This is a genomic window from Pseudomonas sp. YH-1 (assembly GCF_051990045.1).
Taxonomy (GTDB): Bacteria; Pseudomonadota; Gammaproteobacteria; order Pseudomonadales; family Pseudomonadaceae; genus Pseudomonas; species Pseudomonas nicosulfuronedens.
The window spans coordinates 1,356,720-1,378,550 of the sequence record NZ_CP178184.1; the positions used below are offsets into that span (position 1 = coordinate 1,356,720).

The window sequence follows — 21,831 nt, forward strand, 5'->3', positions numbered from 1 at the left end:
CGCTCAGAAGTCGGTGGTGACCGAGACGCCGAAGGTGCGCGGGTCGCCGTACATGACGGCCGCCGTCTGGTAGCCAGTGGGCAGGGTGTGGTTGCGGTATTCCTTGTCGGTGAGGTTGTTCACGTAGGCAGTGATGCGCGTGGTCTCGCCGGGCAGTTCGTAGGTCACCCGCGCGTTGCCCAGGGTGTAGCCGCCGGTGCGCATGTTGGCGCTCTGGTCGTTGGTGAAGAAGTACTGGCGACTACGGGTGTTCCAGTCGGTGCCGAGGATCACCGCGCCGCCGACGTTCAGCGGGATGCGGTAGTCGGCGCCGATCACCGCCGAGACGCTGGGCGCGCGGACGAAGTGGTTGCCGGAGTAGTCGTCATTGCCCGAGGTGTAGTCGGTGAACTCGGTGTGCAGCAGGCCCAGGCCGAAGTTGACGTGGAGGTTCTGCACCGGGATGGCTTCCAGTTCGAACTCGGCGCCGTAGGCTTCGCCCTGGGCGCCGTTGGCCAGGCGCGAAACGGTCTGGTTGTTCACTGCGGTGACGATGTTGAGCTGGATGTCCTTGTAGTCGTAGTAGAAGACGCTGGCGTTGGCATTCAGGCGACCGTCGAACCACTCCGACTTCAGGCCCAGCTCGTAGGAGGTTAGGTATTCCGGATCGACCTTGGCCACTGTGGCCTGGCTGGTGACGCCGGCGTTGTAGCCGCCGGAGCGGAAGCCACGGGCATAGCGGAAGTAGGCGCGGGCGTTGTCGGAAATCCGGTACTCCGGCGTCAGGTCCCAGCTGTAGTCGCTCCAGGTGTTGCTCTCGTCCTGGGTGGCATTGACGATCAGCGGCGAGTCGATGTTGCCCGGCTGCCACCAGTGGCCGTCGCCGAAGCTGGCGGCGCCGCGGTTGACCAGGCGCTCCAGGTCGATGTCCTTGGTCTCGCGGGTCCAGCGCAGGCCGGCAGTGACGTTGAAGTCGTCGGTGAAGTTGTAGGTGGTGCTGCCGAAGATGGCGTAGCTCTCGGTCTTCTGGTCGTAGCTGACGTTGTTGTAGTAGCTGGGGACGTAGACGTTGGGCAGCGCCGCGTTGGCGTTCTTCGACTGCAGGTCTTCGTTGAAGTAGTGGAAGCCCAGCACCCAGTTCAGCCGGTCGCTGCGCGGCGAGGCCAGGCGCAGTTCCTGCGACCACTGCTGGCTGTCGGCGTAGCTGTAGCTGCGCTGCAGTTCCAGCGGGGTGTTGTCGCTGTCGGTCCAGCCGTCGCGGGTGAAGTGCTCGAAGGCGGTGATGGAGGTCAGTTCCAGGTCGCCCAGTTGCCAGACCAGGTTGAGGTTGCTGCCGGCCTGGTCGATCTCGGCCTGGTACTTGGCGTTGAAGTTGGCCTTGCCCAGCTTCGGGTCGATGGAATAGCCGAACTGGTTGGTGCCATCCGGGCGGGTGCCGTAGCTCACGGTGTTGTAGCTGGCGGTGTCGTGGTAGTGGCGGGCATGGACGTTGAGGTTGGCGTCGAGGTTGTCGTTGACCCGCGCGGCGAGTTGCAGGCGCACGGCGTCGTCTTCCAGCGCACCCTTGTCGTCGCCGTCATTGATGTTCTCGGTGTAGCCGTCGCGGCCCTGGTGATGGAAGGACAGGCGCCCGGCGAGCTTGTCGTCCACCAGCGCGTCGCTCACCGCGCCCTCGACGATGCGGTTGGCGTAATTGCCCATGTCGACCTTGAAGTAGCCCTCGGGGCTGAAGGTCGGCTTGCGCGAAATAAAGTTGATCGCGCCACCGGTGGTGTTCTTGCCCCACAGCGTGCCCTGCGGGCCGCGCAGTACTTCCACGCGCTCCTGGTCGAACAGCGGGAAGCCGGTGGCGCTGATGTTGGCGATGTACACATCGTCGACGTAGATGCCGATCGGGCTGACCGTGTTGGCGCCCTGGTCACCGGTGCCCAGGCCGCGAATCCACCAGCGCGGGCGACCGTGCCCGTCGGTGGTGCCGGCGGAGGCGTTGGGGGTGTAGCGGGTGACTTCGCTGGCCGATTGCAGGGAGGCGTCGCGGATCTTCTCGCCGCTGAGTACGGTGATCGGCGCCGGTACTTCCTGCACCGACTCCTCGCGCTTCTGTGCGGTGACCAACACCTTGCCGAGGGTCGGCGCGGCGCTGGTTTCTTCGGTTTTTGGCGTATCGCCGTCGGTCGCGTGGACGACGACGCTGGCCAGGCTCGCCAGGATGGCAAGGGAAAGGGTACTGCGTTTGAACATGGTGTCCCCAGGGGCGGCGAAAGGACGACTGGCTCTGTGGTGCTCGGTCGTCGCCGCAAGGCATCAAGCTGTTATTGCGTTGCTCTTGTGCTGGCTCACGCGTGATGAAGGCCGAAAGGCTGCCGGGGACATCGCAACTTCCGTACCGCTTTCTCGCTGATGGATAAGCTACTGATAGAAAAGAGATTTTATTGGGTGGTGTGATCGCTGTGCTGCTGGGGCAACACTCCATGCTGGGCCGTCGCTGCCTGGGCAGCAGTGGGGCAGCAGAGTTGCACGGCTTTCGTCGCAGTGCCGCTGGAACGCAATGTGCAGCTGATAAGCTGGTCTCTTGAAAACCCTGGAGTTGGCAATGAACACGCTCTTGCCGGAGCAACCCCTGCAACGCTTCCCGCGCAACCTGCGCGGCCGCGATTTCGTGGTGGGGGATGTGCACGGCCATTTCGAATTGCTGCAGCGTCTGCTCGACCGGGTCGGATTCGATCCGGCCGCTGACCGCCTGTTCGCTGCTGGCGACCTGGTGGATCGCGGGCCCTATTCGCCGCAGGTGCTCGACTGGCTGGCCAAGCCCTGGTTCGCCTCGGTGCGCGGCAACCACGAGCAGCTGGTGATCGACGTGGTGCTGGCCGGCGATGACCGCGACCTGCACTTCCGAAATGGCGGCACCTGGTTGTACAAGCTCACGCCGGTAACCCGCGAGCGCATCGCCCGGCGGTTGCAGCAGTTGCCGCTGGTGATCGAAGTCGAACTGGGAGAGGGGCGGCGCGCCGGCATCGTGCATGCCGAGGCGCCGGTCTCACCGGCCTTTCCCGACTGGGACAGCGGCGTTGCCGCACTGGCCGGCGAGTTGGGCGATATCGCCCGGCGCAATGCCGTTGGCCTGGCCATGTGGGCGCGCACGCGGATCGAGAAGGAAGATGCTACCGTCATTGCCGGGCTGGAGCGTCTGTACGTCGGTCATACCGCGCAGAGCGTCGTGCGGCCGCTGGGCAACACCCACTACATCGACACGGGCAGCGGCTATGCCGACGGCTGCCTGAGCATTGTCGACATGCACAGCGGTGAAGTGGAAACGGCGGCCGCGCGCTGAGCGACCGCCGGGGCGATCACTCGCCGCGGATGTACTGTTCCAGTTGCTGGATCAGTTCGGCCTGTTCGGCGATGGCGGCCTTCACCAGGTCGCCGATGGACAGCAGCCCGAGCAGCTCGCCGTTCTCCACCACCGGCAGGTGGCGCAGGTGGCGCTCGGTCATGATGCCCATGCACTTGTCGACGTTCAGGTGGGTGTCCACGGTGATCACCGGCGCGGTCATCACCGCGCTGATCGGCGTGTCTTCCGAGTTGCGCCCCTTGAGCGCCAGGCGTCGGGCGTAGTCGCGCTCACTGAAGAAGCCGACCAGCTGGTTGGCTTCCACCACCGGCAGGCCGCCGAGGTTCTTCTCCGCCATCAGGCGCAGTGCATCGATCACCAGCGCATCCGGGGCGATGGTGTAAACCTGCTGGTCCGCCTTGGCGTTCAACAGCTGAGCCACAGTCTTCATTCCTACCCCCTGTTCGTTATTCACGGCGCGATGCCCGTGGTTCATAGAGAATCGTGGACGAAACGCGATCCGGCAAGGCCGGAAAGCGCCGTCCGCCGTCACGGCAGCGTCATCCTTCCGCGGCGCGACTTATACTGTGATTCCCTTCCCTGTTTCCCCCCACGAAAGACCGGCCATGACTGACGAAGACCTCGACCTCCACGAGCCCGAACACGACCACCTGCTGGACCTCGACGACGACCTCGACGGCCTGCTGGAGGAGGATGCGGCGTTCTTCGAGGACCAGCCCGGCGATCACGAGGAGGAGGACGAGGACCTGGAGGAATACCAGCCCGGGCTGGACGACGATTTGGACTGACCTTCGGACGATATCCGGGCGTCATGATTGGCTGGCAGAATGCTGGCCAGACAATAAAGAGAAAGCACCATGCGCAATGTCACGCTCGCCCTGGCTGTTTCCCTGCTCTGTGGATGCTCTTCGGACGTCCGCCGGGATGACCGCACCGCGCCCATTTCCCTCTACCGCGACACTCGCCACGCGATGGTGGTGAATTTCCAGCCCGACGCCACGGTGGCGGCCAATCCGCGCTGGGGCGCGCTGAAGGCCAGCTGGCGCGAGGCGCTGCGCGACGAGGCAGGATCGGCGGACTACCAGCTCACCGAGCAGGACGGCGAACCGCGCGCCACCGACACGCTGTCAACCCTGGTGGTGATCGAAGTCGGTGCCGACCACAGCGCCAACAATCGCGCGAGCAGCGACGGTGAGGAGTGGATTACCTCCACCGTGCGTTACCACGATGGCCTCACTGGCCAACTGCTTGCCTCCCGCCGCTACGAAAGCGAAGCCGATGGTGACCTGTTCAACTCCATGAGCGCTTCCGAAGTCAGCGCGGTATCCGAGCAGATCGTCGAGGAAATCACCGGCGCCCTGCTGGTGGCCCGTCCCTCGCGCAGCCTGCCGGCGCCACGTCCTGCCACCACGCCAGCGCAGCCACCCGAGGCGGTCCCGCAACCGCTGGCGCCCACCGCAGCAGAAACCGTCGCCCATGTCTCACGGCCGCTGACCAAGGAACAGCGCCTGATGGAGTTGCAGCAGCGCAACTTGCCATACGAGGAATACCGCGACGAGTACCAGCGGATCATGGGGCGCTGAACGGCCGTCCGCTATCAAGCGATCATCGGCGGCTGCTAGAACCAGCCGCCGCTCGACAGCTCCTGCTCGCAGCTCTTGTACTGGGCGCCGTACTGCGAGGCGCGCGCCTGGACCTTCTGTGAAGTCGTCTTCAGCCACGGCTTGGCGTCATAGCTGCGGTTGCGATAGCCGCCCCAGCCCTCGTGGTAGTTCAAGTACTGGCCGTAGGCATCCCACTTCGAGACGCGATTCACGCTGTAGGTCTTGTTCATGTACCAGCCCATGAAGTCCAGCGCGTCGGCGAAGTCGTCACGGTCGGCGCCCCAGCCTCCCGCCTCCTTCTTGTAGTCCGCCCACGTCTCGTCCTTGGCCTGGGCGTAGCCGTAGGCGGAGCTGACCCGGCCCCAGGGGATGAAGCCAAGGAAGTAATAGCGCGGCGGCAGGGCGTCGTGCTTGAAGGAAGACTCCTGGTACATCATCGCCATCGGCACCTGCACGGTCCCGCCCCAGCGTTTCTGCACTTTCAGCGCCGCTTCGTGCCATTGCGGCTTTTCGCGAAAGATCTCGCAAAGGTTCTCGGGGTGCGCCGGGGGCTTGGTGGCGCACCCGGCAAGGGCCAGGAGCAGAGCTGGCAACAGGAGCCGGAGCATGGGCGGTTTGTCCTTTTCTCGCGCGATGGCGCAAGGCTTATACAGCCTCTGGTGGCGAAGAGGAATCGCACGGCGTCGAGGGTAGCCTCGCCCCTGAAGCCAGTCGGCACGTTCGGTCTGTGGGGAGATAGCGACAGAGGCGCCCTGGAGGTCTGCGGCATCAGCGAAGCTGTTCTGCCAGGTGACTGGATGGCGCCCGGTCAGTCCTGATGGCAAAATGAGGCTATCGATGACAAGGAGGTTGCCGTGCGCCGTATTTCTCTCGCCCTGCTATTGATTGCGCTCACTGCCAGCAGTGGCTGCGCCGTGAAGAAGAACTTCTATGCCTCCGGCGGCAGCCGTGCAGACGGCATTGTCGACCTTGCCTACGACGTTCAGCAGTTCGAACAGCCCGTTGTCGACGTATCGCAAGCCCAGGCCATCGCCAAGTCCAAGTGCCAGGTTTGGGGTTATCAGGATGCCGAGGCCTTTGGCGGTCAGACCCAGCATTGCAACCAGTTCAATGGCTATGGCACCTGCATCGCGGCGCAGATCGTCGTCAAGTACCAGTGCTTGGGCAATCTAGGCAACCAGGTCGGCCAGAATGCTCCCGCGCCTTTGCTGGCGCAGCCACAAGCCCAAAGTAGCGCCTCTGGTTCGTTGAACAAAGCCCAATGGCAACAGCAACAACTGCAGATGCTGCAGTCGACGCCGATGTCCTACGAGGAATACCAGCGCCGCTACCAGCAGATCATGGCCCAGTGAGTCCGGTGTACTGGTGAAAACAGAAAGGCCCGCATCTGCGGGCCTTTTTTGCGGCCTCTCTTGAACGGAGAGGCGAAGAGAATGGCGCACCAGGCGGGATTCGAACCCACGACCCCTGCCTTCGGAGGGCAGTACTCTATCCAGCTGAGCTACTGGTGCGTATGCCGCGGCTGGCGCGGCAGGCGGCAATCATACGCATCTCCCGTGCAGGCGTCCAATGCAGGTACGCTCGTTCATGATATCGAACGAAAACAGCCGCCTGTCGGTAGAAATCCTCCGAAAAGCCCCTGCAACCTGATACCTTCGTTGGTTTTGTCGAACGAGCTATTGCCCTTTGCAGTCGAGGGCCCTAGGATTCGTTTGAGATTTCAAACGCCTCCCCATCACAACAACAGGAGACCGGAGAATTGGCATCACACCAGCCGGCCATCAGCCTGCGGGATGACAGTCTTCCGTTGCACCCACCGCATGTCCCTTGTGACAGGTCTCCGTGCGGCTTCCGTCGATCAGCGTACCGGAAGGTTGTAGGGCAGTCGTACTCCTGGGCCGAGCCTGGGAACCTGTGCGTGAACGAGTTCAACCAGACCGGGCAATGACCCCGGCCTGCGTTTTTCCGTGTCCGCATGCCGAGCGAACTAAGAGCCGTTCGCCTGGCGTCGCCTCCCAGCCGAGGCGGCATTCGTCTCCGGCGTCGATACTGATCGGCCGGAGCGAATGAACGGCAGAGACTGCGGTCTCTCCCATCCAGACAACAAGGCAGGCGGGGACTCGAGGCAGACCCGCCGTCCACAGGCTTTCCTCGAAAGGAGACAGGTCATGCAACTCAATGATGCCAAGCTGTTCCGCCAACAGGCTTACATTGACGGTTCCTGGGTCGACGCCGACAACGGCAAGACCATCAACGTGAACAACCCGGCCACCAACGAGATCATCGGCACCGTGCCGAAGATGGGCGCCGACGAGACCCGTCGTGCCATCGAAGCTGCCGACAAGGCCCTGCCGGCCTGGCGTGCGCTGACCGCCAAGGAACGCGCCAACAAGCTGCGCAAGTGGTTCGACCTGATGATCGCCAACCAGGACGACCTGGCTCGCCTGATGACCATCGAACAGGGCAAGCCGCTGGCCGAAGCCAAGGGCGAGATCGCCTACGCCGCCTCCTTCCTCGAGTGGTTCGGCGAAGAAGCCAAGCGCATCTACGGTGACACCATTCCGGGCCACCAGCCCGACAAGCGCATCATCGTGATCAAGCAGCCGATCGGCGTGACCGCGGCTATCACTCCGTGGAACTTCCCGTCCGCGATGATCACCCGTAAAGCCGGTCCGGCCCTGGCCGCTGGCTGCACCATGGTGCTCAAGCCTGCCTCACAGACCCCGTACTCCGCCCTGGCCCTGGCCGAGCTGGCCGAGCGCGCCGGTATTCCGAAGGGCGTGTTCAGCGTCGTCACCGGTAGCGCCGGCGAAGTCGGCGGTGAGCTGACCAGCAACCCGATCGTGCGCAAGCTGACCTTCACCGGCTCCACCGAGATCGGTCGCCAACTGATGGCCGAATGCGCCAAGGACATCAAGAAAGTGTCCCTGGAACTGGGCGGCAACGCTCCGTTCATCGTGTTCGACGATGCCGACCTGGACGCCGCCGTCGAAGGCGCGCTGATCTCCAAGTACCGCAACAACGGCCAGACTTGCGTCTGCGCCAACCGCCTGTACGTTCAGGACGGCGTGTACGACGCCTTCGTCGAGAAGCTGAAGGCTGCCGTGGCCAAGCTGAACATCGGCAACGGCCTGGAGCAGGGCGTCACCACCGGCCCGCTGATCGATTCCAAGGCGGTTGCCAAGGTCGAAGAGCACATCGCCGACGCCGTCTCCAAGGGCGCCAAAGTCCTCACCGGCGGCAAGCCGCACAGCCTGGGCGGCACCTTCTTCGAGCCGACCATCCTGGTCGACGTACCGAAGAGCGCCCTGGTGTCCAAGGACGAAACCTTCGGCCCGCTGGCGCCGGTGTTCCGCTTCAAGGACGAGGCCGAAGTCATCGCCATGTCCAACGACACCGAGTTCGGCCTGGCTTCCTACTTCTACGCCCGCGACCTGGCCCGCGTGTTCCGCGTCGCCGAGCAGCTGGAATACGGCATGGTGGGCATCAACACCGGCCTGATCTCCAACGAAGTCGCGCCGTTCGGCGGCATCAAGGCCTCGGGCCTGGGCCGTGAAGGTTCGAAGTACGGCATCGAGGACTACCTCGAAGTCAAATACCTCTGCCTCGGCGGTATCTGATCCGTTTTTTCCGTGGGCGCGGGGTGGCAGGCAAGAGCTGACAGCCACCTTCGCGTCGGCGTTTTCCGGTGGTAGCACCGGACAACCCGTCTGGCGGGCCGCAAGTTCCACGACAGTCGATCATCGTATGCTGTCGTGTGTGGCTTCTCCCCGCTTTCATCCTTTGATCCGGTCGCCCGATGAGCGGCCACTGAGGAAGCTATGAGCAAAACCAACGAATCCCTGCTGCAACGTCGTCAGGCCGCCGTACCGCGCGGTGTAGGCCAGATCCACCCGGTCGTCGCCGAGCGCGCCGAGAACTCCACCGTGTGGGACGTCGAAGGTCGTGAGTACATCGACTTCGCCGGCGGCATTGCCGTACTGAACACCGGCCACCTGCACCCGAAAGTGGTTGCCGCCGTTCAGGAGCAACTGACCAAGCTGACCCACACCTGCTTCCAGGTGCTGGCGTACGAGCCCTACATCGAGCTGGCCGAAGAGATCGCCAAGCGCGTTCCGGGCAACTTCCCGAAGAAGACCCTGCTGGTCACCTCCGGCTCCGAAGCCGTTGAGAACGCCGTCAAGATCGCCCGTGCCGCCACCGGCCGCGCTGGCGTGATCGCCTTCACCGGCGCCTACCACGGCCGTACCATGATGACCCTGGGCCTGACCGGCAAGGTCGTTCCGTACTCCGCTGGCATGGGCCTGATGCCGGGCGGCATCTTCCGCGCCCTGGCTCCGTGCGAACTGCACGGCGTGAGCGAAGACGAGTCGATCGCCAGCATCGAGCGCATCTTCAAGAACGACGCCCAGCCGCGTGACATCGCTGCCATCATCATCGAGCCGGTTCAGGGCGAAGGTGGCTTCTACGTCAACTCCAAGGCCTTCATGCAGCGCCTGCGCGCCCTGTGCGACGAGCACGGCATCCTGCTGATCGCTGACGAAGTACAGACCGGCGCTGGCCGTACCGGCACCTTCTTCGCCACCGAGCAACTGGGCATCGTTCCGGATCTGACCACCTTCGCCAAGTCCGTTGGCGGTGGTTTCCCGATCTCCGGTGTTTCCGGTAAAGCCGAAATCATGGACGCCATCGCTCCGGGCGGTCTGGGCGGCACCTACGCCGGTAGCCCGATCGCTTGCGCCGCGGCCCTGGCCGTGCTGAAAGTGTTCGACGAAGAGAAACTGCTGGAGCGTTCGCAAGCCGTTGGCGAGAGCCTGAAGGCTGGTCTGCGCGACATCCAGGCCAAGCACAAGGTCATCGGCGACGTTCGTGGCCTGGGTTCGATGATTGCCATCGAGCTGTTCGAAGGCGGCGATCACAACAAGCCGGCCGCTGAACTGGTCAGCAAGATCGTGGTTCGTGCCCGTGAGAAAGGTCTGATCCTGCTCTCGTGCGGTACCTACTACAACGTGATCCGCTTCCTGATGCCCGTCACCATTCCGGACGCGCAACTGGAAAAAGGCCTGGCCATCCTGGCTGAGTGCTTCGACGAACTGGCCTGAGCCTCATCGCTCTAACGGTTCAAGAGAAAGGCCCGCGCAAGCGGGCCTTTTTCTTTTGTGTGTTTTCCTTGTGAGAATTGTTCGCCGAAGTTGATGGCGCGCATGGGAAAGCTCGTAGGCTTTGGACTACGCTGCGCTGTACCCGAAGGCCGTTGGCCGGCGGCATCCGAAGGACCGGGCACTCGGCAAGGAAGGCTCTGGATCGGTTGTTTCCGCCCGCGACGGCACATGTCCCGAGCGAGGTGTGATCCATGAGCGTTTCTCCCGGCGTGCTGGTCGCTGCCAGCGACCCCTGGAGCCGCGAGCTGCTCGGCCAACTGGTGCTGAGCGTGCGTTGCGACGCAAGCGTCGAATACTGCGAAGACGGTGACACGGCCATCGAGGCCTGCCGCCGGTACCCGTTCGCCCTGATCCTGGCCGAACGCGAACTGCCTGGCAGCGACGGTCTGGAATTGTTGCGCCACGTGCGCATGCGCCGCCGCGGGCCGGTCGCCCAGCCGTTCATCCTGATCAGCTCCAAGGCCGATGCCGCAAGCGTGCGCGCCGCCTTGCCGTTGGCGCCCACGGCCTACCTGGTCAAGCCCTTCAACGCCGAGAACCTGCGCGAACGACTGCGCTCCCTGCTGCTGGCGCCGGGCGAGAGTGTCGTCTGCGAGCTGCCGACCCTGGAGCAGAGCCTGTCGCTGGAGCGTTTCCTGCAGACCGAACGCGACGCCACCGAGGGTGCGCCGCTGATGGGGGAGGTGGGTGCGGCGGTGAATCGCTGCATGGAGGCCAGCGACATCAACCTGGAGATGCTCGATCAGGAGTTCGGCCATGACCCTCAGATCACCGCCTGCCTGATCTCCGCCGCTAACAGTGCTGCACGGCATGTCGGCATGCCGTGCCAGACGCTGATGCAGGCGCTGTCGCGCCTGGGTGTGGCGCAGGCGTTGAACCTGATGCTGGCAGTGGCGCTGCAGCGCGCCGCGACTCTTTCTGATCCGCTGCTGCAAGAGCGCGCGGAGCGCTTCTGGGAATTGTCCCGGCACACCGCCGACGGTGCGTTTGCCTTGGCCGAGTCGCTGGGAGCCGATGCGGACCGTTGCTTCACCGCCGGCCTGCTGCACTGCTTGGGCGATCTCGCGCTGTTGCGCAGCCTGCAGGACTGGCACAGCGCCGGTGGTGAGCTGGGTGAGGCGGATGTGGACAAGGCCCTGAACGAGCACGGTGCGAGCTTCGGCTCCGCCTTGCGCACCCGCTGGCGCCTGCCGCTGGAGCTGCGCAACTTGATCGCCGCTGCCTACGCCATCGACAACGGTGTGTTCAGCCGCGAGGCGTTGATCGTCAATCTGGCCGCCAGCGCGGCGCGTCTGCCGGAAGAGGAGCTGCCCAGGCTCAAGGATCACAAGGCCGCGCGCATGCTGCAACTGACGCCAGCGCAGCTGGGCTACCTGGGTCGGACCTGAGCGTTCAGGACGTGTAGTAGTACTTCTTCGCCCACGCGTAGGGTCGCTGCCGCTCGATACACCAGTCGACGAAGGAGCCTTCGGGTGCCGCTGAGTAGGCTAGCCAGTCGTTCAGCATGGCGGCGAGTTGCACCGCTTCCTCGGTGTGGCGAACGTAGGGGCGGGCATCCGGTGCTTCCTCGACCAGCTGGGTCACCGTTTCAAGTGCTGCACGCGCCTCGGCCGGTTCGCCGATGAAGAATCCTTCATCGAGATGATGCATGGCGTAGTCCGCCGCGCCCAGGGCGAAATCGATCAGTCGGTAGCGAACTGCGACATCGTCCGAGGCGGCCGCCAGCGCCCGGCGCAGGAGATCGCCATCATTCTGCAGCAGCCCCAGCCAGCGTAGCGGCGCGTGCGCCGTCGGTTCGCCGTCGATCCAGGTTTGTAGCGTCGGGAGCAGGAAGCGCGCGAGCAGCGGCTGGGCGAGGAACTGGTGGGCTTCGCGGGTCTGGCTGTGCAGCGTGAGTATCTGCAGGCTCAGCTCGCGGGCTGGCAGGGAATCGGGGGCAGGGGCATTGCGCAGGAACCCTTCGAGGGCGGCAAACGCCTCTCGACGCAGGCCTCGACTGCGGGCGCGGGCGTAATCCGCCAGCGCCTGCAGGCCGGGCAGGCTCGCCAGTTCATCGGCGAGCCGTTCCAGTCCTTCGAAGTTGTCCTGGTTCCAGTAGTACATGCGGCGACGCGCTTAGCGCGCGGCCAGCAGTTCCTTGCCACGAACCACGGCGGCGCGGACCTGGTTCGGTGCAGTGCCGCCGATGTGGTCGCGGGCGTTCACCGAGCCTTCCAGGGTCAGCACGGCGAACACGTCGTCGTCGATCTGGTCGCTGAACTGGCGCAGCTCGTCCAGGCTCATCTCGGCCAGGTCCTTGCCGCTGTCCACGCCGTACTTCACCGCGTGGCCGACGATCTCGTGGCAATCACGGAACGGCAGGCCGCGGCGCACCAGGTAATCGGCCAGGTCGGTGGCGGTGGAGAAGCCACGGCGGGCCGCTTCGCGCATGATCTCGCGCTTGGGCTTGATCGCCGGCACCATGTCGGCGAAGGCGCGCAGGCTGTCGCGCAGCGTGTCGGCAGCGTCGAACAGCGGCTCCTTGTCTTCCTGGTTGTCCTTGTTGTACGCCAGCGGCTGGCCCTTCATCAGGGTCAGCAGGCCGGCGAGGTGGCCGAACACGCGGCCGGACTTGCCACGCACCAGCTCCGGTACGTCCGGGTTCTTCTTCTGCGGCATGATCGAGGAGCCGGTGCAGAAGCGGTCGGGCAGGTCGATGAACTGGAACTGGGCGCTGGTCCAGAGCACCAGTTCTTCGGAGAAGCGCGACAGGTGCATCATCGCCACGGCGGCCGCGGCGCAGAACTCGATGGCGAAGTCACGGTCGGACACGCCGTCCAGCGAGTTGCCGGAGATCGCTTCGAATCCCAGCAGTTCGCAGGTGATGGTCCGGTCGATCGGGTAGGTGGTGCCCGCCAGCGCTGCGCTGCCCAGGGGCATGCGGTTGGCGCGCTTGCGGCAATCCACCAGGCGCTCGTAGTCGCGGCTGAGCATTTCGAACCAGGCCAGCAGGTGGTGGCCGAAGGTCACTGGCTGCGCAGTCTGCAGGTGGGTGAAGCCGGGCATGATGGTGTCGGCTTCGGCTTCCGCCAGGCCCAGCAGGCCCTGCTGCAGGCGCGTGATCTCGGCGAGGATCAGGTCGATCTCGTCGCGCAGCCACAGGCGGATGTCGGTGGCTACCTGGTCGTTGCGCGAACGGCCGGTGTGCAGTTTCTTGCCGGTGACACCGATGCGGTCGGTCAGACGCGCCTCGATGTTCATGTGCACGTCTTCCAGGTCGACGCGCCAGTCGAAGGTGCCGGCCTCGATCTCGTTCTGGATCTGCTTGAGGCCGTCGATGATGGTGTCGCGCTCGGCGTCGCTCAGCACGCCAACCTTGGCCAGCATGGTCGCGTGGGCCATGGAGCCCATGATGTCGTGGCGGTAGAGGCGCTTATCGAAGTCGACGGAAGCGGTGAAGCGGGCGACAAAGGCATCGACGGGCTCGCTGAAGCGGCCGCCCCAGGACTGGTTGGTCTTCTCTACGCTCATGGATCTCTCTCGCTGAAACGGGCAGGCGCGGCGCGCGGCCTGCATGAAGGGCAAAGTGCAACGATAATAGCAGGCTGAAGGACAAAACCGGCGGCGCTTTGGCGGGTTGCGGCAGGGCAGTGGCGGTGAATCGTCGCAGGGCCCGTGGCCGATCTTTGCGCTGCCCGACAATTCCTGGCTTTTGGTCGCACGCGGCGCTTGCCGCCGTGCAGGCGCTTACGGAAACTGCGTCGATGCCCAGACTGACGAAGACCGGCGACAAGCCGGCGCCCAACGAAGACTTCTTCATCCCCGAACTCTGCCAGCCCGAAGCGCTGTTCAGCCTGGTGCTGCTCGCCGAGTTGCTGGTGCTCGTGCTGGTGCTTGCCGAGCCGATGACGCCCAGCTTCAACTGGGTGCGCCTGGCGCTGTCCTCGTTGTTCGTGCAATGGATCGTGCTGCTCTCGGCCGGCCTGTTGTGCCAGTTGCGGCCGTTCATGGCGCGCTGGCCTGCGTGGTTCTCCGGTCTGCTCAGCTGCGCGCTGGTAGTCCTGCTGACGCTGGGTTGCACCTGGGTGGCCGATTATTTCTCCCTCGGCGGCCCCATGAACCGCACTGGTGAGGTCAACCTCTACCTGCGACATGCGTTGATTGCGCTCATCATGTCCACGCTGTTGCTACGCTACTTTTATCTCCAGAGCCAATGGCGACGGCAGGAACAGGCGGAGCTGCGGGCGCGGATCGAATCGCTGCAGGCGCGTATCCGTCCGCATTTCCTGTTCAACAGCCTCAACAGCATCGCCAGCCTGATCGAGATCGATCCGGGCAAGGCCGAGCTGGCGGTGCTGAATCTTTCGGACCTTTTTCGTGCCAGCCTGGCCAAACCTGGAACATTAATTTCCTGGGGAGAGGAACTTGAGCTGGCCAGACGCTATCTTTCCATTGAGCAGTTCCGTCTTGGCGACCGGTTGCAGATGGATTGGCAGGTGAGCGGTGTGCCCGATGGCGTGCCGATTCCCCAGCTGACGCTGCAGCCATTGCTCGAGAACTCATTGATTTATGGCATCCAGCCGCGCATCGAAGGCGGGCTGGTGAAAGTTGAGGCGGACTACCGTGACGGTGTGTTCCAGCTCTGTGTGAGCAACCCGTACGACGAATCGACCGAGACCCTGCCCACAAAGGGGACCAAGCAGGCCCTGCAGAATATTGCAGCGCGACTTGCGGCACTTTTCGGGCCAAAAGCTAGTCTCAGCGTCGAGCGCCGTGACGGACGGCACTTCACCTGTCTACGCTATCCATGTGCGCGTCTCATGCAGGAAGCCTGAGCTTATGAATGTCCTGATCGTCGATGACGAACCCCTGGCGCGAGAGCGCCTGGCCCGGCTGGTGGGGCAACTGGACGGCTATCGCGTCCTCGAGCCATCCGCCAGCAACGGCGAAGAAGCGCTGACGCTGATCGACAGCCTGAAGCCGGATATCGTCCTGCTGGATATCCGCATGCCCGGCCTGGACGGGCTTCAGGTGGCGGCCAAGCTGTGCGAGCGCGAAGCCCCGCCGGCGGTGATTTTCTGTACCGCCCATGATGAATTCGCCCTGGAGGCGTTCCAGGTCAGTGCGGTCGGCTATCTGGTCAAACCGGTCCGCAGCGAGGACCTGGCCGACGCCTTGAAGAAAGCCTCGCGGCCCAACCGCGTGCAACTGGCGGCGTTGACCAAGCCCCCGGCGGCTGGCGGCCCCGGCCCGCGCAGCCACATCAGCGCGCGGACCCGCAAGGGGATCGAGCTGATTCCGCTGGAAGACGTGATCTTCTTCATCGCCGACCACAAGTACGTGACCCTGCGCCACGCTGGCGGCGAAGTGCTGCTCGACGAGCCGCTGAAGGCGCTGGAAGACGAGTTCGGTGACCGTTTCGTGCGTATCCACCGCAACGCGCTGGTCTCCCGCGAGCGTATCGAGCGCCTGCAGCGCACTCCGCTGGGGCACTTCCAGCTGTACCTGAAAGGACTCAATGGCGACGCGCTGACCGTCAGCCGCCGCCATGTCGCCGGGGTCCGGCGACTGATGCACAACCTGTAGCGACACAGTGCCGCAGCGCTTGAAGCCCGGGGGGCGGCCCCCGGGCTTTTCGTTTGCGTGAGCTGTTATCATGCGGGCACTTTCTTGCACGCTTCCTTTGCCTGGAAATGCCCATGTCTCGCGAAATCCGTATCGCCACGCGCCAGAGCGCCCTGGCACTCTGGCAGGCCGAATACGTCAAGGCCCGCCTGGAACAGGCCCATTCCGGCCTGACCGTGACCCTCCTGCCGATGACCAGCCGCGGCGACAAGCTGCTGGACGCGCCGCTGGCGAAAATCGGTGGCAAGGGCCTGTTCGTCAAGGAGCTGGAAACCGCCCTGCTGGAGAACGAAGCGGACATCGCCGTGCACTCCATGAAGGACGTGCCGATGGACTTCCCCGAAGGCCTGGGCCTGTACTGCATCTGCGAACGTGAAGACCCGCGTGACGCCTTCGTCTCGAACACCTTTGCGAGCCTGGATGACCTGCCCGCGGGCAGCGTGGTCGGCACCTCCAGCCTGCGCCGCCAGGCCCAGCTGCTGGCCAGTCGTCCCGACCTGCAGATCCGCTTCCTGCGCGGTAACGTCAACACCCGCCTGGCCAAGCTCGACGCCGGCGAGTACGACGCCATCATCCTCGCCGCCGCCGGCCTGATCCGCCTCGGCTTCGAAGACCGCATCCGCTCCTCCATCAGCGTCGAAGCCAGCCTGCCGGCCGGTGGACAGGGCGCGGTGGGCATCGAGTGCCGCACTGCCGACGCGGAAATACACGCCCTGCTGCAGCCGCTGCACCACCGCGAGACCGCCCTGCGGGTCACCGCCGAGCGCGCGCTGAACAAGCGCCTCAATGGCGGCTGCCAGGTGCCCATCGCCTGCTATGCCATCCTTGAAGGCGACCAACTGTGGCTGCGCGGCCTGGTTGGCCAGCCCGACGGCACCGAACTGCTGCGCGCCGAAGCCCGCTCTCCCTTCGCCGAAGCCGAGGCCCTCGGCGTGAAGGTCGCGGAAGACCTGCTGGGCCAGGGTGCCCAGGAAATTCTCAACGCGGTCTACGGCGAGGCCGGTCACCCGTGAGCCGTTGGCGGCTGCTGCTGACCCGTCCCGAAGAGGATTGCGCGGCGCTCGCCGCCACCCTCGCCGAGCATGGCATCCACGGCGACTGCCTGCCCTTGCTGGCGATCACGCCGCGCGAAGAGACACCCGTCGAGCGCAGCCTGATCCTTGACCTGGACCGCTACTGCGCGGTTATCGTGGTCAGCAAGCCGGCGGCGCGCCTGGGCCTGGAGCGGCTCGACCGCTACTGGCCGCAACCGCCGCTGACCCAGCGATGGTTCACTGTCGGCGCCGCCACGGCGGCTATCCTCGAAGACTACGGTCTGGATGTGGTCTGCCCGCAGGATGGCGACGACAGCGAAGCCTTGCTGGCCCTGCCGGCGTTCGAGCAGGTCCTGCAGGTGCATGATCCGAAGGTGCTGATCATGCGCGGCGAGAGTGGCCGAGAATTTCTTGCTGAGCGCCTGCGCGGCCAAGGCGTGGCGGTCGACTATCTGGAACTCTACCGGCGCGAAATGCCGGCCTACGCTGAGGGCGAGTTGCTGCGGCGAATTCAGTCGGAGCGTTTGAACGCCATTGCGGTCAGTAGTGGGCAGGGGCTGGAGCACCTGCAACAGCTTGCGGCGGAGGATTGGCCGCAGGTGAGTGCGATGCCGCTGTTCGTGCCCAGCCCGCGTGTGGCTGAGCAGGCGCGGGAGATGGGTGCGCAGCGGGTGATCGATTGTCGGGGCGCCAGCGCTGTGGCACTGATGGAGGCGCTGAGAAGCGCCGAATAGAACAATTTCTGAGCGAAGGATGGATCTGTGAGCGAAGCCGTCACTCCCCAAGAGACTTCACCAACATCGTCCAGCCCGGCCGCCGCGCCGGCCCCGCGCAAGGGCGGTACGGGCATCGCGCTGCTGGCCTTGCTGGTCGGCGCCGCCGGCCTCGCCGCCGGTGGCTGGGGCGTCTGGCAGGTCCAGCAGCTCAAGGGCGCCGAGCAGCAGCGCGCCGCGCAACTGGAAGATGCCCGCGCCCAGGCGCAGGGCGTGCAGAATGCCAACGCCGACTTGAACAAGCGCCTGGACACCCTGCCCAACGCCGATGAACTTGAAGCCCGCCGCCGTCTGGTGGTGGAGCTGCAGGGCGACCAGCAGCAGCTGGCCAAGCAGGTCAAGCAGGTGCTGGGGCAGAGTCGTCAGCAATGGCGTCTGGCCGAATCCGAACATCTGCTGCGCCTGGCCGCGTTGCGTCTCTCCGCGCTGCAGGACGTCGACAGCGCTACCGAACTGGTCCAGGGCGCGGACGATATCCTTCGTGTGAACAATGATCCGGGCGCCTTCGCCGCGCGTGCGCAGCTGGCCAAGAGCCTCGAGGCGCTGCGCGCGCTGCCCCGTCCTGACCGTACCGGGTTGTTCCTGCAACTGGGCGCCTTGCGCGACCAGGCTGCGCAGCTGCAACCGCTGAACCCGGCGTTCAAACCCTCCGAGGGCGGCACTGGGCCGAGCACCGCCTGGGGCGACGGCAGCAGCACCTGGGACCAGTGGTGGGAACGCATCTCGCGCTATGTACGCATCGATTTCAATGCTGGGCAGGACATCCGTCCGCTGCTCTCCGGCCAGCAACTGGACCGTGTCCGCCTGGCCCTGAGCCTCGCCCTGGAGCAGGCCCAGTGGGCTGCGCTGAACGGCAAGCAGGACGTCTACGAACAGGCGCTGAAGCAGGCCAGGCAGATCGTCGCTGACTTCTTCAACGCCGACCTGGCTGACAGCCGTGCGCTGGTCGCGCGCCTGGATGAGCTGGGTGGCCAGGCTGTCACCGTGCAGACGCCGGACCTCGGCCCGGCCCTGAGTTCGCTGCAGGCTTACCTGTCGCGCCGCGAAAGCGCGGTGCAGCAGCAGGAGGCGGTGGCGCCCGACGCGGGGACCCAGCCATGAGTCGCCTCTACGTCCTGATCCTTGCCGTGGTCCTGGCGGCCACCCTGGTCGGGCTGGCCGTCGCCGAGCAGTCCGGCTATGTCCTGATCGCCTACAAGAGCTTCCGCTACGAATCCAGCCTGTGGACCTTCCTTGCCCTGCTGGTGGTGCTCTGGGTGGTCTACCTCGCCGTGCGTCTGGTGCTGCGCCTGCTCGGCGTCTCCGGCCGCGTGGTGAATCCCTGGTCGCGCTTCAACCGTCGCCGCCGCTCGCAACTGGCCGAGGAACACGGCCAGCGCGATCTCGCCGAAGGACACTGGGCGCAGGCGCTGCGTCATCTGCGACGTGCCGCCGAGCTGAGCGACCGCCCGCTGCCGCACTACCTGGGCGCTGCCCGCGCGGCCAACGAGCTGGGCAAGACCGAGGAATGCGACGAACTGCTGGACCGCGCCCAGGAGCGCGAGCCCGGTTCCGAACTGGCGGTGGGCCTGACCCGTGCGCAATTGCTGATCAACCGTGGTGACTTCACCCGTGCCCGCGTGGTGCTGGACAAGCTGCACCAGGATCACCCACGTCATCCAACTGTGTTGCGGCTGCTCCAGCAACTCTACGTCAGCCTTCACGAATGGCAGGCACTGTGCGTGCTGCTGCCTGAGCTGCGCAAGGAGCGCGTGCTGCAGAACGCCGAGCTGGCGGATCTGGAGCGGCGCACCTGGATGGCCGCATTGGGGGAGGCCGGCGAGCAAGGCATCGGCCAGGGCGAAAGCAGCCTGCAGCCGTTGACCCAGCGCTGGCAGAACGTGCCCTCCAACCTTCGCGCGCAGCCGCCGCTGGTGGTTGCCTACGCCGAGCAGTTGCTGCGCCTGGGCGCGCCGGAAGAGGCTGAGGAAGTGCTGCGCAAGGCGCTCAAGGAAGGCTACGACAGCCGTCTGGTGCACCTCTATGGCCGCGCCCGTGGCCGCGATGGCGCGCACCAGCTCAAGACCGCCGAAGGTTGGCTGAAGCAGCATGGCGACGATCCTGAACTGTTGCTGACCCTCGGCCGCCTGAGCCTGCAGAACAAGTTGTGGGGCAAGGCGCGCGAGTATCTGGAGGCCAGTCTGGCCCGCCAACGCAATGCGGAAACCTGCGCCGAACTGGCGCGCCTGCTGGCGCAGCTGGGTGAAGTCGAGCGCAGCAACCAGCTGTTCCAGGAAGGCCTTGGCCTGCTGGCTCCGCCGGTTGCGCTGCCGGTTGCGACGCGCGCCTGATCCTGTCGATGCAAGTGAACACGGCGCCCTTGGGCGCCGTGTTCGTTTTCAGGGTTTACCGTAGCGGATGCGGTAGATCGCGCCGTTCTGGTCGTCACTGACCAGCAGCGAGCCGTCCGGGGCCACCAGCACGTCTGCCGGCCTTCCGTTGACCCCGCCATCCTTGTCGAGCCAGCCTTCGGCGAACACACTCTGGCGCTTCAGCGAGCCGTCCTCGTTGAGCTCGATGCGCGCCACGCGGTAGCCGATCTTCTGCGTACGGTTCCACGAGCCGTGCTCGGCGATGAACAGGTTGTTGCGGTACTCGGCAGGGAACTGCTCACCGGTGTAGAAGCGCAGTCCCAGCGCGGCGACGTGCGGGCCCAGCTTGGCGACGGGCGCGGTGAATGCGGAGCAGGGTTTCCTGCCTTCCTCGGGATCGGCGATGTCGCCCTGGTGGCAGTCGGGATAGCCGAAGTCCTCGCCCACCGTGCTGACCTTGTTCAGTTCATCGTCGGGCTTGTCGTCGCCGAGCATGTCGCGCCCGTTGTCGGTGAACCACAGTTGCTTCGTCTGCGGATGCCAGGTGAAGCCGACGGTGTTGCGGATGCCGTAGGCGACCACCTCCCGCGCGCTGCCGTCGGCGTTCATGCGCTGCAGGTTGGCGTATTGCTCACGGTCCGGGCGGCAGATGTTGCACGGTGCGCCGACCGGTACATAGAGCTTGTCGTCCGGGCCGAAGGCGATGAATTTCCAGCCATGTGCGGTCTCCTTCGGAAACTGCGCCGGCAGTTCCTCGGCCTTGGGAGGTGCGTCAAGGTGCGCCTCGATGTCGCGCAGCACGACGATACGGTTGATCGACGACACGTACAGGTCGCCCTTGTGAAAGGTCACGCCAACGGGCATCTGCAGGCCATCGGCGAGCGCCTTTACCTGGCCATCCGGCTTCACCGCGTAGACCTTGTCGGAGGAGCGACTGCCGACGAAAAGCGTGCCGTTTTCGCCCCAGGCCATGGCGCGCGCGCCCGGCACCTGGTCGGTGAGCAGGCTGATATGGAAGCCCTCAGGGAGTCGGATCTGGCTGAGGTCGGTGGCGGCAATGGCCGGCGCTGCTGTCAGGGAAAGCAGCGAGCAAAGCAGGAAATGACGACGCATGGCATGGATTCCCGGATGAGTGCCACGGCCAGTCTAGACACTCGCCTTGAACTGATCGCCGTGTTTCCACTACCGTAGCGGCCTTTCCTGCAACAGCGCTTTTCAGCGGAGCCGCCATGAACCTGGCCAGCCCTCGGTCCCTGTTCTTCCTCGCCTTCCTCGCCTGTGTCGCCATGCTTGGCACCGGCTTCTACCTGCAGTACATGGTCGGGCTGGAGCCCTGCCCGCTGTGCATCCTGCAGCGCATCTTCTTCGCGGGCTGCGGGCTGTTCTCGCTGATCGCCGCGCTGCACGGCCGCGCGCCGCGCGTGTATTCGCTGCTGATTCTGCTCTGTGCCCTGGGCGGTGCCGGCACTGCGGGCCGCCAGGTATGGCTGCAGACGTTGCCGCCGGACCAGCTGCCGTCCTGTTTGCCGCCGCTGGAATACATGATGGAAAGCATGCCCTATGCCGACATCATCTGGACCATGTTCCACGGCTCGGCCGATTGCGCCGAAGTGTCCTGGACCCTGCTTGGCCTGAGCATTCCGGAGTGGAGTCTGCTGGCCTTCATCGGCTTCGCCCTGTTCGCCATCGTGCAATTCTTCCGCCGCCGCGGCTGAGCGTCGCATCTCAATTCGCCATGGCCTGTGCCTCATCGGTGCAGGCCAGAGGCATCGCGGTCTGTCGATTAAACGCTCGTATGAATTTTCCCGTTGCCGGTGTCTTGAAGGCGATAACGGGCGGGCATACTCTGGTTTTCCACTCCGTCGGAAAGCCGCCGCCGAACAAGCTTCACACATCGCGGACGTCGAGGTTCGACAGAATATTGTCCCGGGGCGGACTTTGCCGGGACGGCGAAAAGGGAAGTGAGGACAAC

Annotated in this window: 20 protein-coding genes and 1 tRNA gene; 14 read left to right on the top strand and 7 right to left on the bottom strand. The window is 64.9% G+C overall.

Annotated elements, in window-relative coordinates; all coding sequences use genetic code 11:
- Positions 1-3: 3 nt before the first annotated feature.
- On the bottom strand, positions 4-2,220 hold the full coding sequence (locus ACKI1H_RS06240; protein WP_440467927.1) for a TonB-dependent receptor: 2,217 nt from the start codon (positions 2,218-2,220) through the stop codon (positions 4-6).
- Between the two features lie 352 nt (positions 2,221-2,572).
- On the opposite strand from ACKI1H_RS06240, the gene ACKI1H_RS06245 reads away from it, so the two are divergent.
- Positions 2,573-3,310 (top strand): metallophosphoesterase, encoded by a 738-nt coding sequence (locus tag ACKI1H_RS06245; protein WP_138519805.1) that lies wholly within the window; start codon positions 2,573-2,575, stop codon positions 3,308-3,310.
- A gap of 16 nt (positions 3,311-3,326) precedes the next feature.
- Here ACKI1H_RS06245 and ACKI1H_RS06250 read toward each other — a convergent pair whose 3' ends face one another.
- Entirely contained in the window at positions 3,327-3,761 is a 435-nt protein-coding gene (locus tag ACKI1H_RS06250; protein ID WP_081518744.1) for a CBS domain-containing protein, read from the bottom strand.
- Positions 3,762-3,936: 175 nt separating this feature from the next.
- Between ACKI1H_RS06250 and ACKI1H_RS06255 the strand changes: the two genes are divergently transcribed.
- Complete coding sequence (locus tag ACKI1H_RS06255; protein WP_138519804.1) at positions 3,937-4,119, top strand: hypothetical protein; 183 nt, start codon at positions 3,937-3,939, stop codon at positions 4,117-4,119.
- 69 nt (positions 4,120-4,188) lie between these two features.
- Positions 4,189-4,914 (top strand): hypothetical protein, encoded by a 726-nt coding sequence (locus ACKI1H_RS06260; RefSeq protein ID WP_138519803.1) that lies wholly within the window; start codon positions 4,189-4,191, stop codon positions 4,912-4,914.
- 35 nt (positions 4,915-4,949) lie between these two features.
- Here the strand turns inward: ACKI1H_RS06260 and ACKI1H_RS06265 are convergent, their stop codons facing one another.
- Positions 4,950-5,543: a transglycosylase SLT domain-containing protein gene (locus ACKI1H_RS06265; protein WP_138519802.1), complete on the bottom strand. Its 594-nt coding sequence runs from the start codon at positions 5,541-5,543 to the stop codon at positions 4,950-4,952.
- Between the two features lie 246 nt (positions 5,544-5,789).
- On the opposite strand from ACKI1H_RS06265, the gene yecR reads away from it, so the two are divergent.
- On the top strand, positions 5,790-6,287 hold the full coding sequence (gene yecR / locus ACKI1H_RS06270; RefSeq protein ID WP_440467928.1) for a YecR family lipoprotein: 498 nt from the start codon (positions 5,790-5,792) through the stop codon (positions 6,285-6,287).
- An 82-nt stretch (positions 6,288-6,369) separates the two neighbouring features.
- Here yecR and ACKI1H_RS06275 read toward each other — a convergent pair.
- Positions 6,370-6,446, bottom strand: a tRNA-Arg gene (locus ACKI1H_RS06275).
- A 657-nt stretch (positions 6,447-7,103) separates the two neighbouring features.
- Between ACKI1H_RS06275 and gabD the strand changes: the two genes are divergently transcribed.
- From gabD to ACKI1H_RS06290, 3 genes are all read left to right on the top strand, one after another.
- Positions 7,104-8,555, top strand: a complete 1,452-nt coding sequence (gene gabD, locus ACKI1H_RS06280) for an NADP-dependent succinate-semialdehyde dehydrogenase (RefSeq protein WP_054910195.1) — start codon at positions 7,104-7,106, stop codon at positions 8,553-8,555.
- A gap of 201 nt (positions 8,556-8,756) precedes the next feature.
- Positions 8,757-10,037, top strand: a complete 1,281-nt coding sequence (gabT, locus tag ACKI1H_RS06285) for a 4-aminobutyrate--2-oxoglutarate transaminase (protein ID WP_045213232.1) — start codon at positions 8,757-8,759, stop codon at positions 10,035-10,037.
- Positions 10,038-10,288: 251 nt separating this feature from the next.
- Positions 10,289-11,485 (top strand): HDOD domain-containing protein, encoded by a 1,197-nt coding sequence (locus tag ACKI1H_RS06290; protein ID WP_440467929.1) that lies wholly within the window; start codon positions 10,289-10,291, stop codon positions 11,483-11,485.
- 4 nt (positions 11,486-11,489) lie between these two features.
- On the opposite strand, the gene ACKI1H_RS06295 is transcribed toward ACKI1H_RS06290, so the two are convergent.
- Both ACKI1H_RS06295 and argH read right to left on the bottom strand, forming a co-directional pair.
- Positions 11,490-12,200 (bottom strand): hypothetical protein, encoded by a 711-nt coding sequence (locus tag ACKI1H_RS06295; protein ID WP_138519799.1) that lies wholly within the window; start codon positions 12,198-12,200, stop codon positions 11,490-11,492.
- Between the two features lie 12 nt (positions 12,201-12,212).
- Positions 12,213-13,607, bottom strand: a complete 1,395-nt coding sequence (gene argH / locus ACKI1H_RS06300) for an argininosuccinate lyase (protein ID WP_138519798.1) — start codon at positions 13,605-13,607, stop codon at positions 12,213-12,215.
- 233 nt (positions 13,608-13,840) lie between these two features.
- Between argH and ACKI1H_RS06305 the strand changes: the two genes are divergently transcribed.
- From ACKI1H_RS06305 to ACKI1H_RS06330, 6 genes are all read left to right on the top strand, one after another.
- Positions 13,841-14,911: a sensor histidine kinase gene (locus tag ACKI1H_RS06305; protein ID WP_138519797.1), complete on the top strand. Its 1,071-nt coding sequence runs from the start codon at positions 13,841-13,843 to the stop codon at positions 14,909-14,911.
- Positions 14,912-14,915: 4 nt separating this feature from the next.
- Entirely contained in the window at positions 14,916-15,662 is a 747-nt protein-coding gene (gene algR, locus ACKI1H_RS06310; protein ID WP_017521347.1) for an alginate biosynthesis regulator AlgR, read from the top strand.
- Positions 15,663-15,775: 113 nt separating this feature from the next.
- Positions 15,776-16,714 carry a hydroxymethylbilane synthase gene (hemC, locus tag ACKI1H_RS06315; protein ID WP_440467930.1) on the top strand — a complete coding sequence of 313 codons (939 nt, stop codon included), beginning with the start codon at positions 15,776-15,778 and terminating at the stop codon, positions 16,712-16,714.
- A complete protein-coding gene (locus tag ACKI1H_RS06320; RefSeq protein WP_138519795.1) occupies positions 16,711-17,469 on the top strand; it encodes a uroporphyrinogen-III synthase in 759 nt (252 codons plus the stop codon). The genes hemC and ACKI1H_RS06320 overlap by 4 nt, the downstream gene beginning before the upstream one ends.
- Positions 17,470-17,496: 27 nt before the next feature.
- Complete coding sequence (locus ACKI1H_RS06325) at positions 17,497-18,609, top strand: uroporphyrinogen-III C-methyltransferase (RefSeq protein WP_440467931.1); 1,113 nt, start codon at positions 17,497-17,499, stop codon at positions 18,607-18,609.
- Positions 18,606-19,838 carry a heme biosynthesis HemY N-terminal domain-containing protein gene (locus ACKI1H_RS06330; RefSeq protein ID WP_138519793.1) on the top strand — a complete coding sequence of 411 codons (1,233 nt, stop codon included), beginning with the start codon at positions 18,606-18,608 and terminating at the stop codon, positions 19,836-19,838. The genes ACKI1H_RS06325 and ACKI1H_RS06330 overlap by 4 nt, the downstream gene beginning before the upstream one ends.
- Positions 19,839-19,886: 48 nt before the next feature.
- On the opposite strand, the gene ACKI1H_RS06335 is transcribed toward ACKI1H_RS06330, so the two are convergent.
- The gene (locus ACKI1H_RS06335; RefSeq protein WP_440467932.1) at positions 19,887-20,972 is read right to left on the bottom strand and encodes a PQQ-dependent sugar dehydrogenase; all 1,086 of its coding nucleotides are present in this window, start codon (positions 20,970-20,972) and stop codon (positions 19,887-19,889) included.
- Between the two features lie 116 nt (positions 20,973-21,088).
- Here ACKI1H_RS06335 and ACKI1H_RS06340 point away from each other — a divergent pair, with 116 nt between their 5' ends.
- Complete coding sequence (locus ACKI1H_RS06340) at positions 21,089-21,574, top strand: disulfide bond formation protein B (RefSeq protein WP_169935081.1); 486 nt, start codon at positions 21,089-21,091, stop codon at positions 21,572-21,574.
- Positions 21,575-21,831 lie beyond the last annotated feature (257 nt).

What these genes read in the sequence shown, in the direction of transcription:
- ACKI1H_RS06295 (WP_138519799.1), bottom strand. Translation starts at nt 12,200, where the DNA reads ATGTACTACTGGAACCAGGACAACTTCGAAGGACTGGAACGGCTCGCC.
- algR (WP_017521347.1), top strand. Translation starts at nt 14,916, where the DNA reads ATGAATGTCCTGATCGTCGATGACGAACCCCTGGCGCGAGAGCGCCTG.
- ACKI1H_RS06255 (WP_138519804.1), top strand. Translation starts at nt 3,937, where the DNA reads ATGACTGACGAAGACCTCGACCTCCACGAGCCCGAACACGACCACCTG.
- gabT (WP_045213232.1), top strand. Translation starts at nt 8,757, where the DNA reads ATGAGCAAAACCAACGAATCCCTGCTGCAACGTCGTCAGGCCGCCGTA.
- argH (WP_138519798.1), bottom strand. Translation starts at nt 13,607, where the DNA reads ATGAGCGTAGAGAAGACCAACCAGTCCTGGGGCGGCCGCTTCAGCGAG.
- ACKI1H_RS06245 (WP_138519805.1), top strand. Translation starts at nt 2,573, where the DNA reads ATGAACACGCTCTTGCCGGAGCAACCCCTGCAACGCTTCCCGCGCAAC.
- ACKI1H_RS06340 (WP_169935081.1), top strand. Translation starts at nt 21,089, where the DNA reads ATGAACCTGGCCAGCCCTCGGTCCCTGTTCTTCCTCGCCTTCCTCGCC.
- ACKI1H_RS06240 (WP_440467927.1), bottom strand. Translation starts at nt 2,220, where the DNA reads ATGTTCAAACGCAGTACCCTTTCCCTTGCCATCCTGGCGAGCCTGGCC.
- gabD (WP_054910195.1), top strand. Translation starts at nt 7,104, where the DNA reads ATGCAACTCAATGATGCCAAGCTGTTCCGCCAACAGGCTTACATTGAC.
- ACKI1H_RS06265 (WP_138519802.1), bottom strand. Translation starts at nt 5,543, where the DNA reads ATGCTCCGGCTCCTGTTGCCAGCTCTGCTCCTGGCCCTTGCCGGGTGC.
- ACKI1H_RS06335 (WP_440467932.1), bottom strand. Translation starts at nt 20,972, where the DNA reads ATGCGTCGTCATTTCCTGCTTTGCTCGCTGCTTTCCCTGACAGCAGCG.
- ACKI1H_RS06260 (WP_138519803.1), top strand. Translation starts at nt 4,189, where the DNA reads ATGCGCAATGTCACGCTCGCCCTGGCTGTTTCCCTGCTCTGTGGATGC.
- ACKI1H_RS06305 (WP_138519797.1), top strand. Translation starts at nt 13,841, where the DNA reads ATGCCCAGACTGACGAAGACCGGCGACAAGCCGGCGCCCAACGAAGAC.
- hemC (WP_440467930.1), top strand. Translation starts at nt 15,776, where the DNA reads ATGTCTCGCGAAATCCGTATCGCCACGCGCCAGAGCGCCCTGGCACTC.
- ACKI1H_RS06290 (WP_440467929.1), top strand. Translation starts at nt 10,289, where the DNA reads ATGAGCGTTTCTCCCGGCGTGCTGGTCGCTGCCAGCGACCCCTGGAGC.
- ACKI1H_RS06250 (WP_081518744.1), bottom strand. Translation starts at nt 3,761, where the DNA reads ATGAAGACTGTGGCTCAGCTGTTGAACGCCAAGGCGGACCAGCAGGTT.
- ACKI1H_RS06330 (WP_138519793.1), top strand. Translation starts at nt 18,606, where the DNA reads ATGAGTCGCCTCTACGTCCTGATCCTTGCCGTGGTCCTGGCGGCCACC.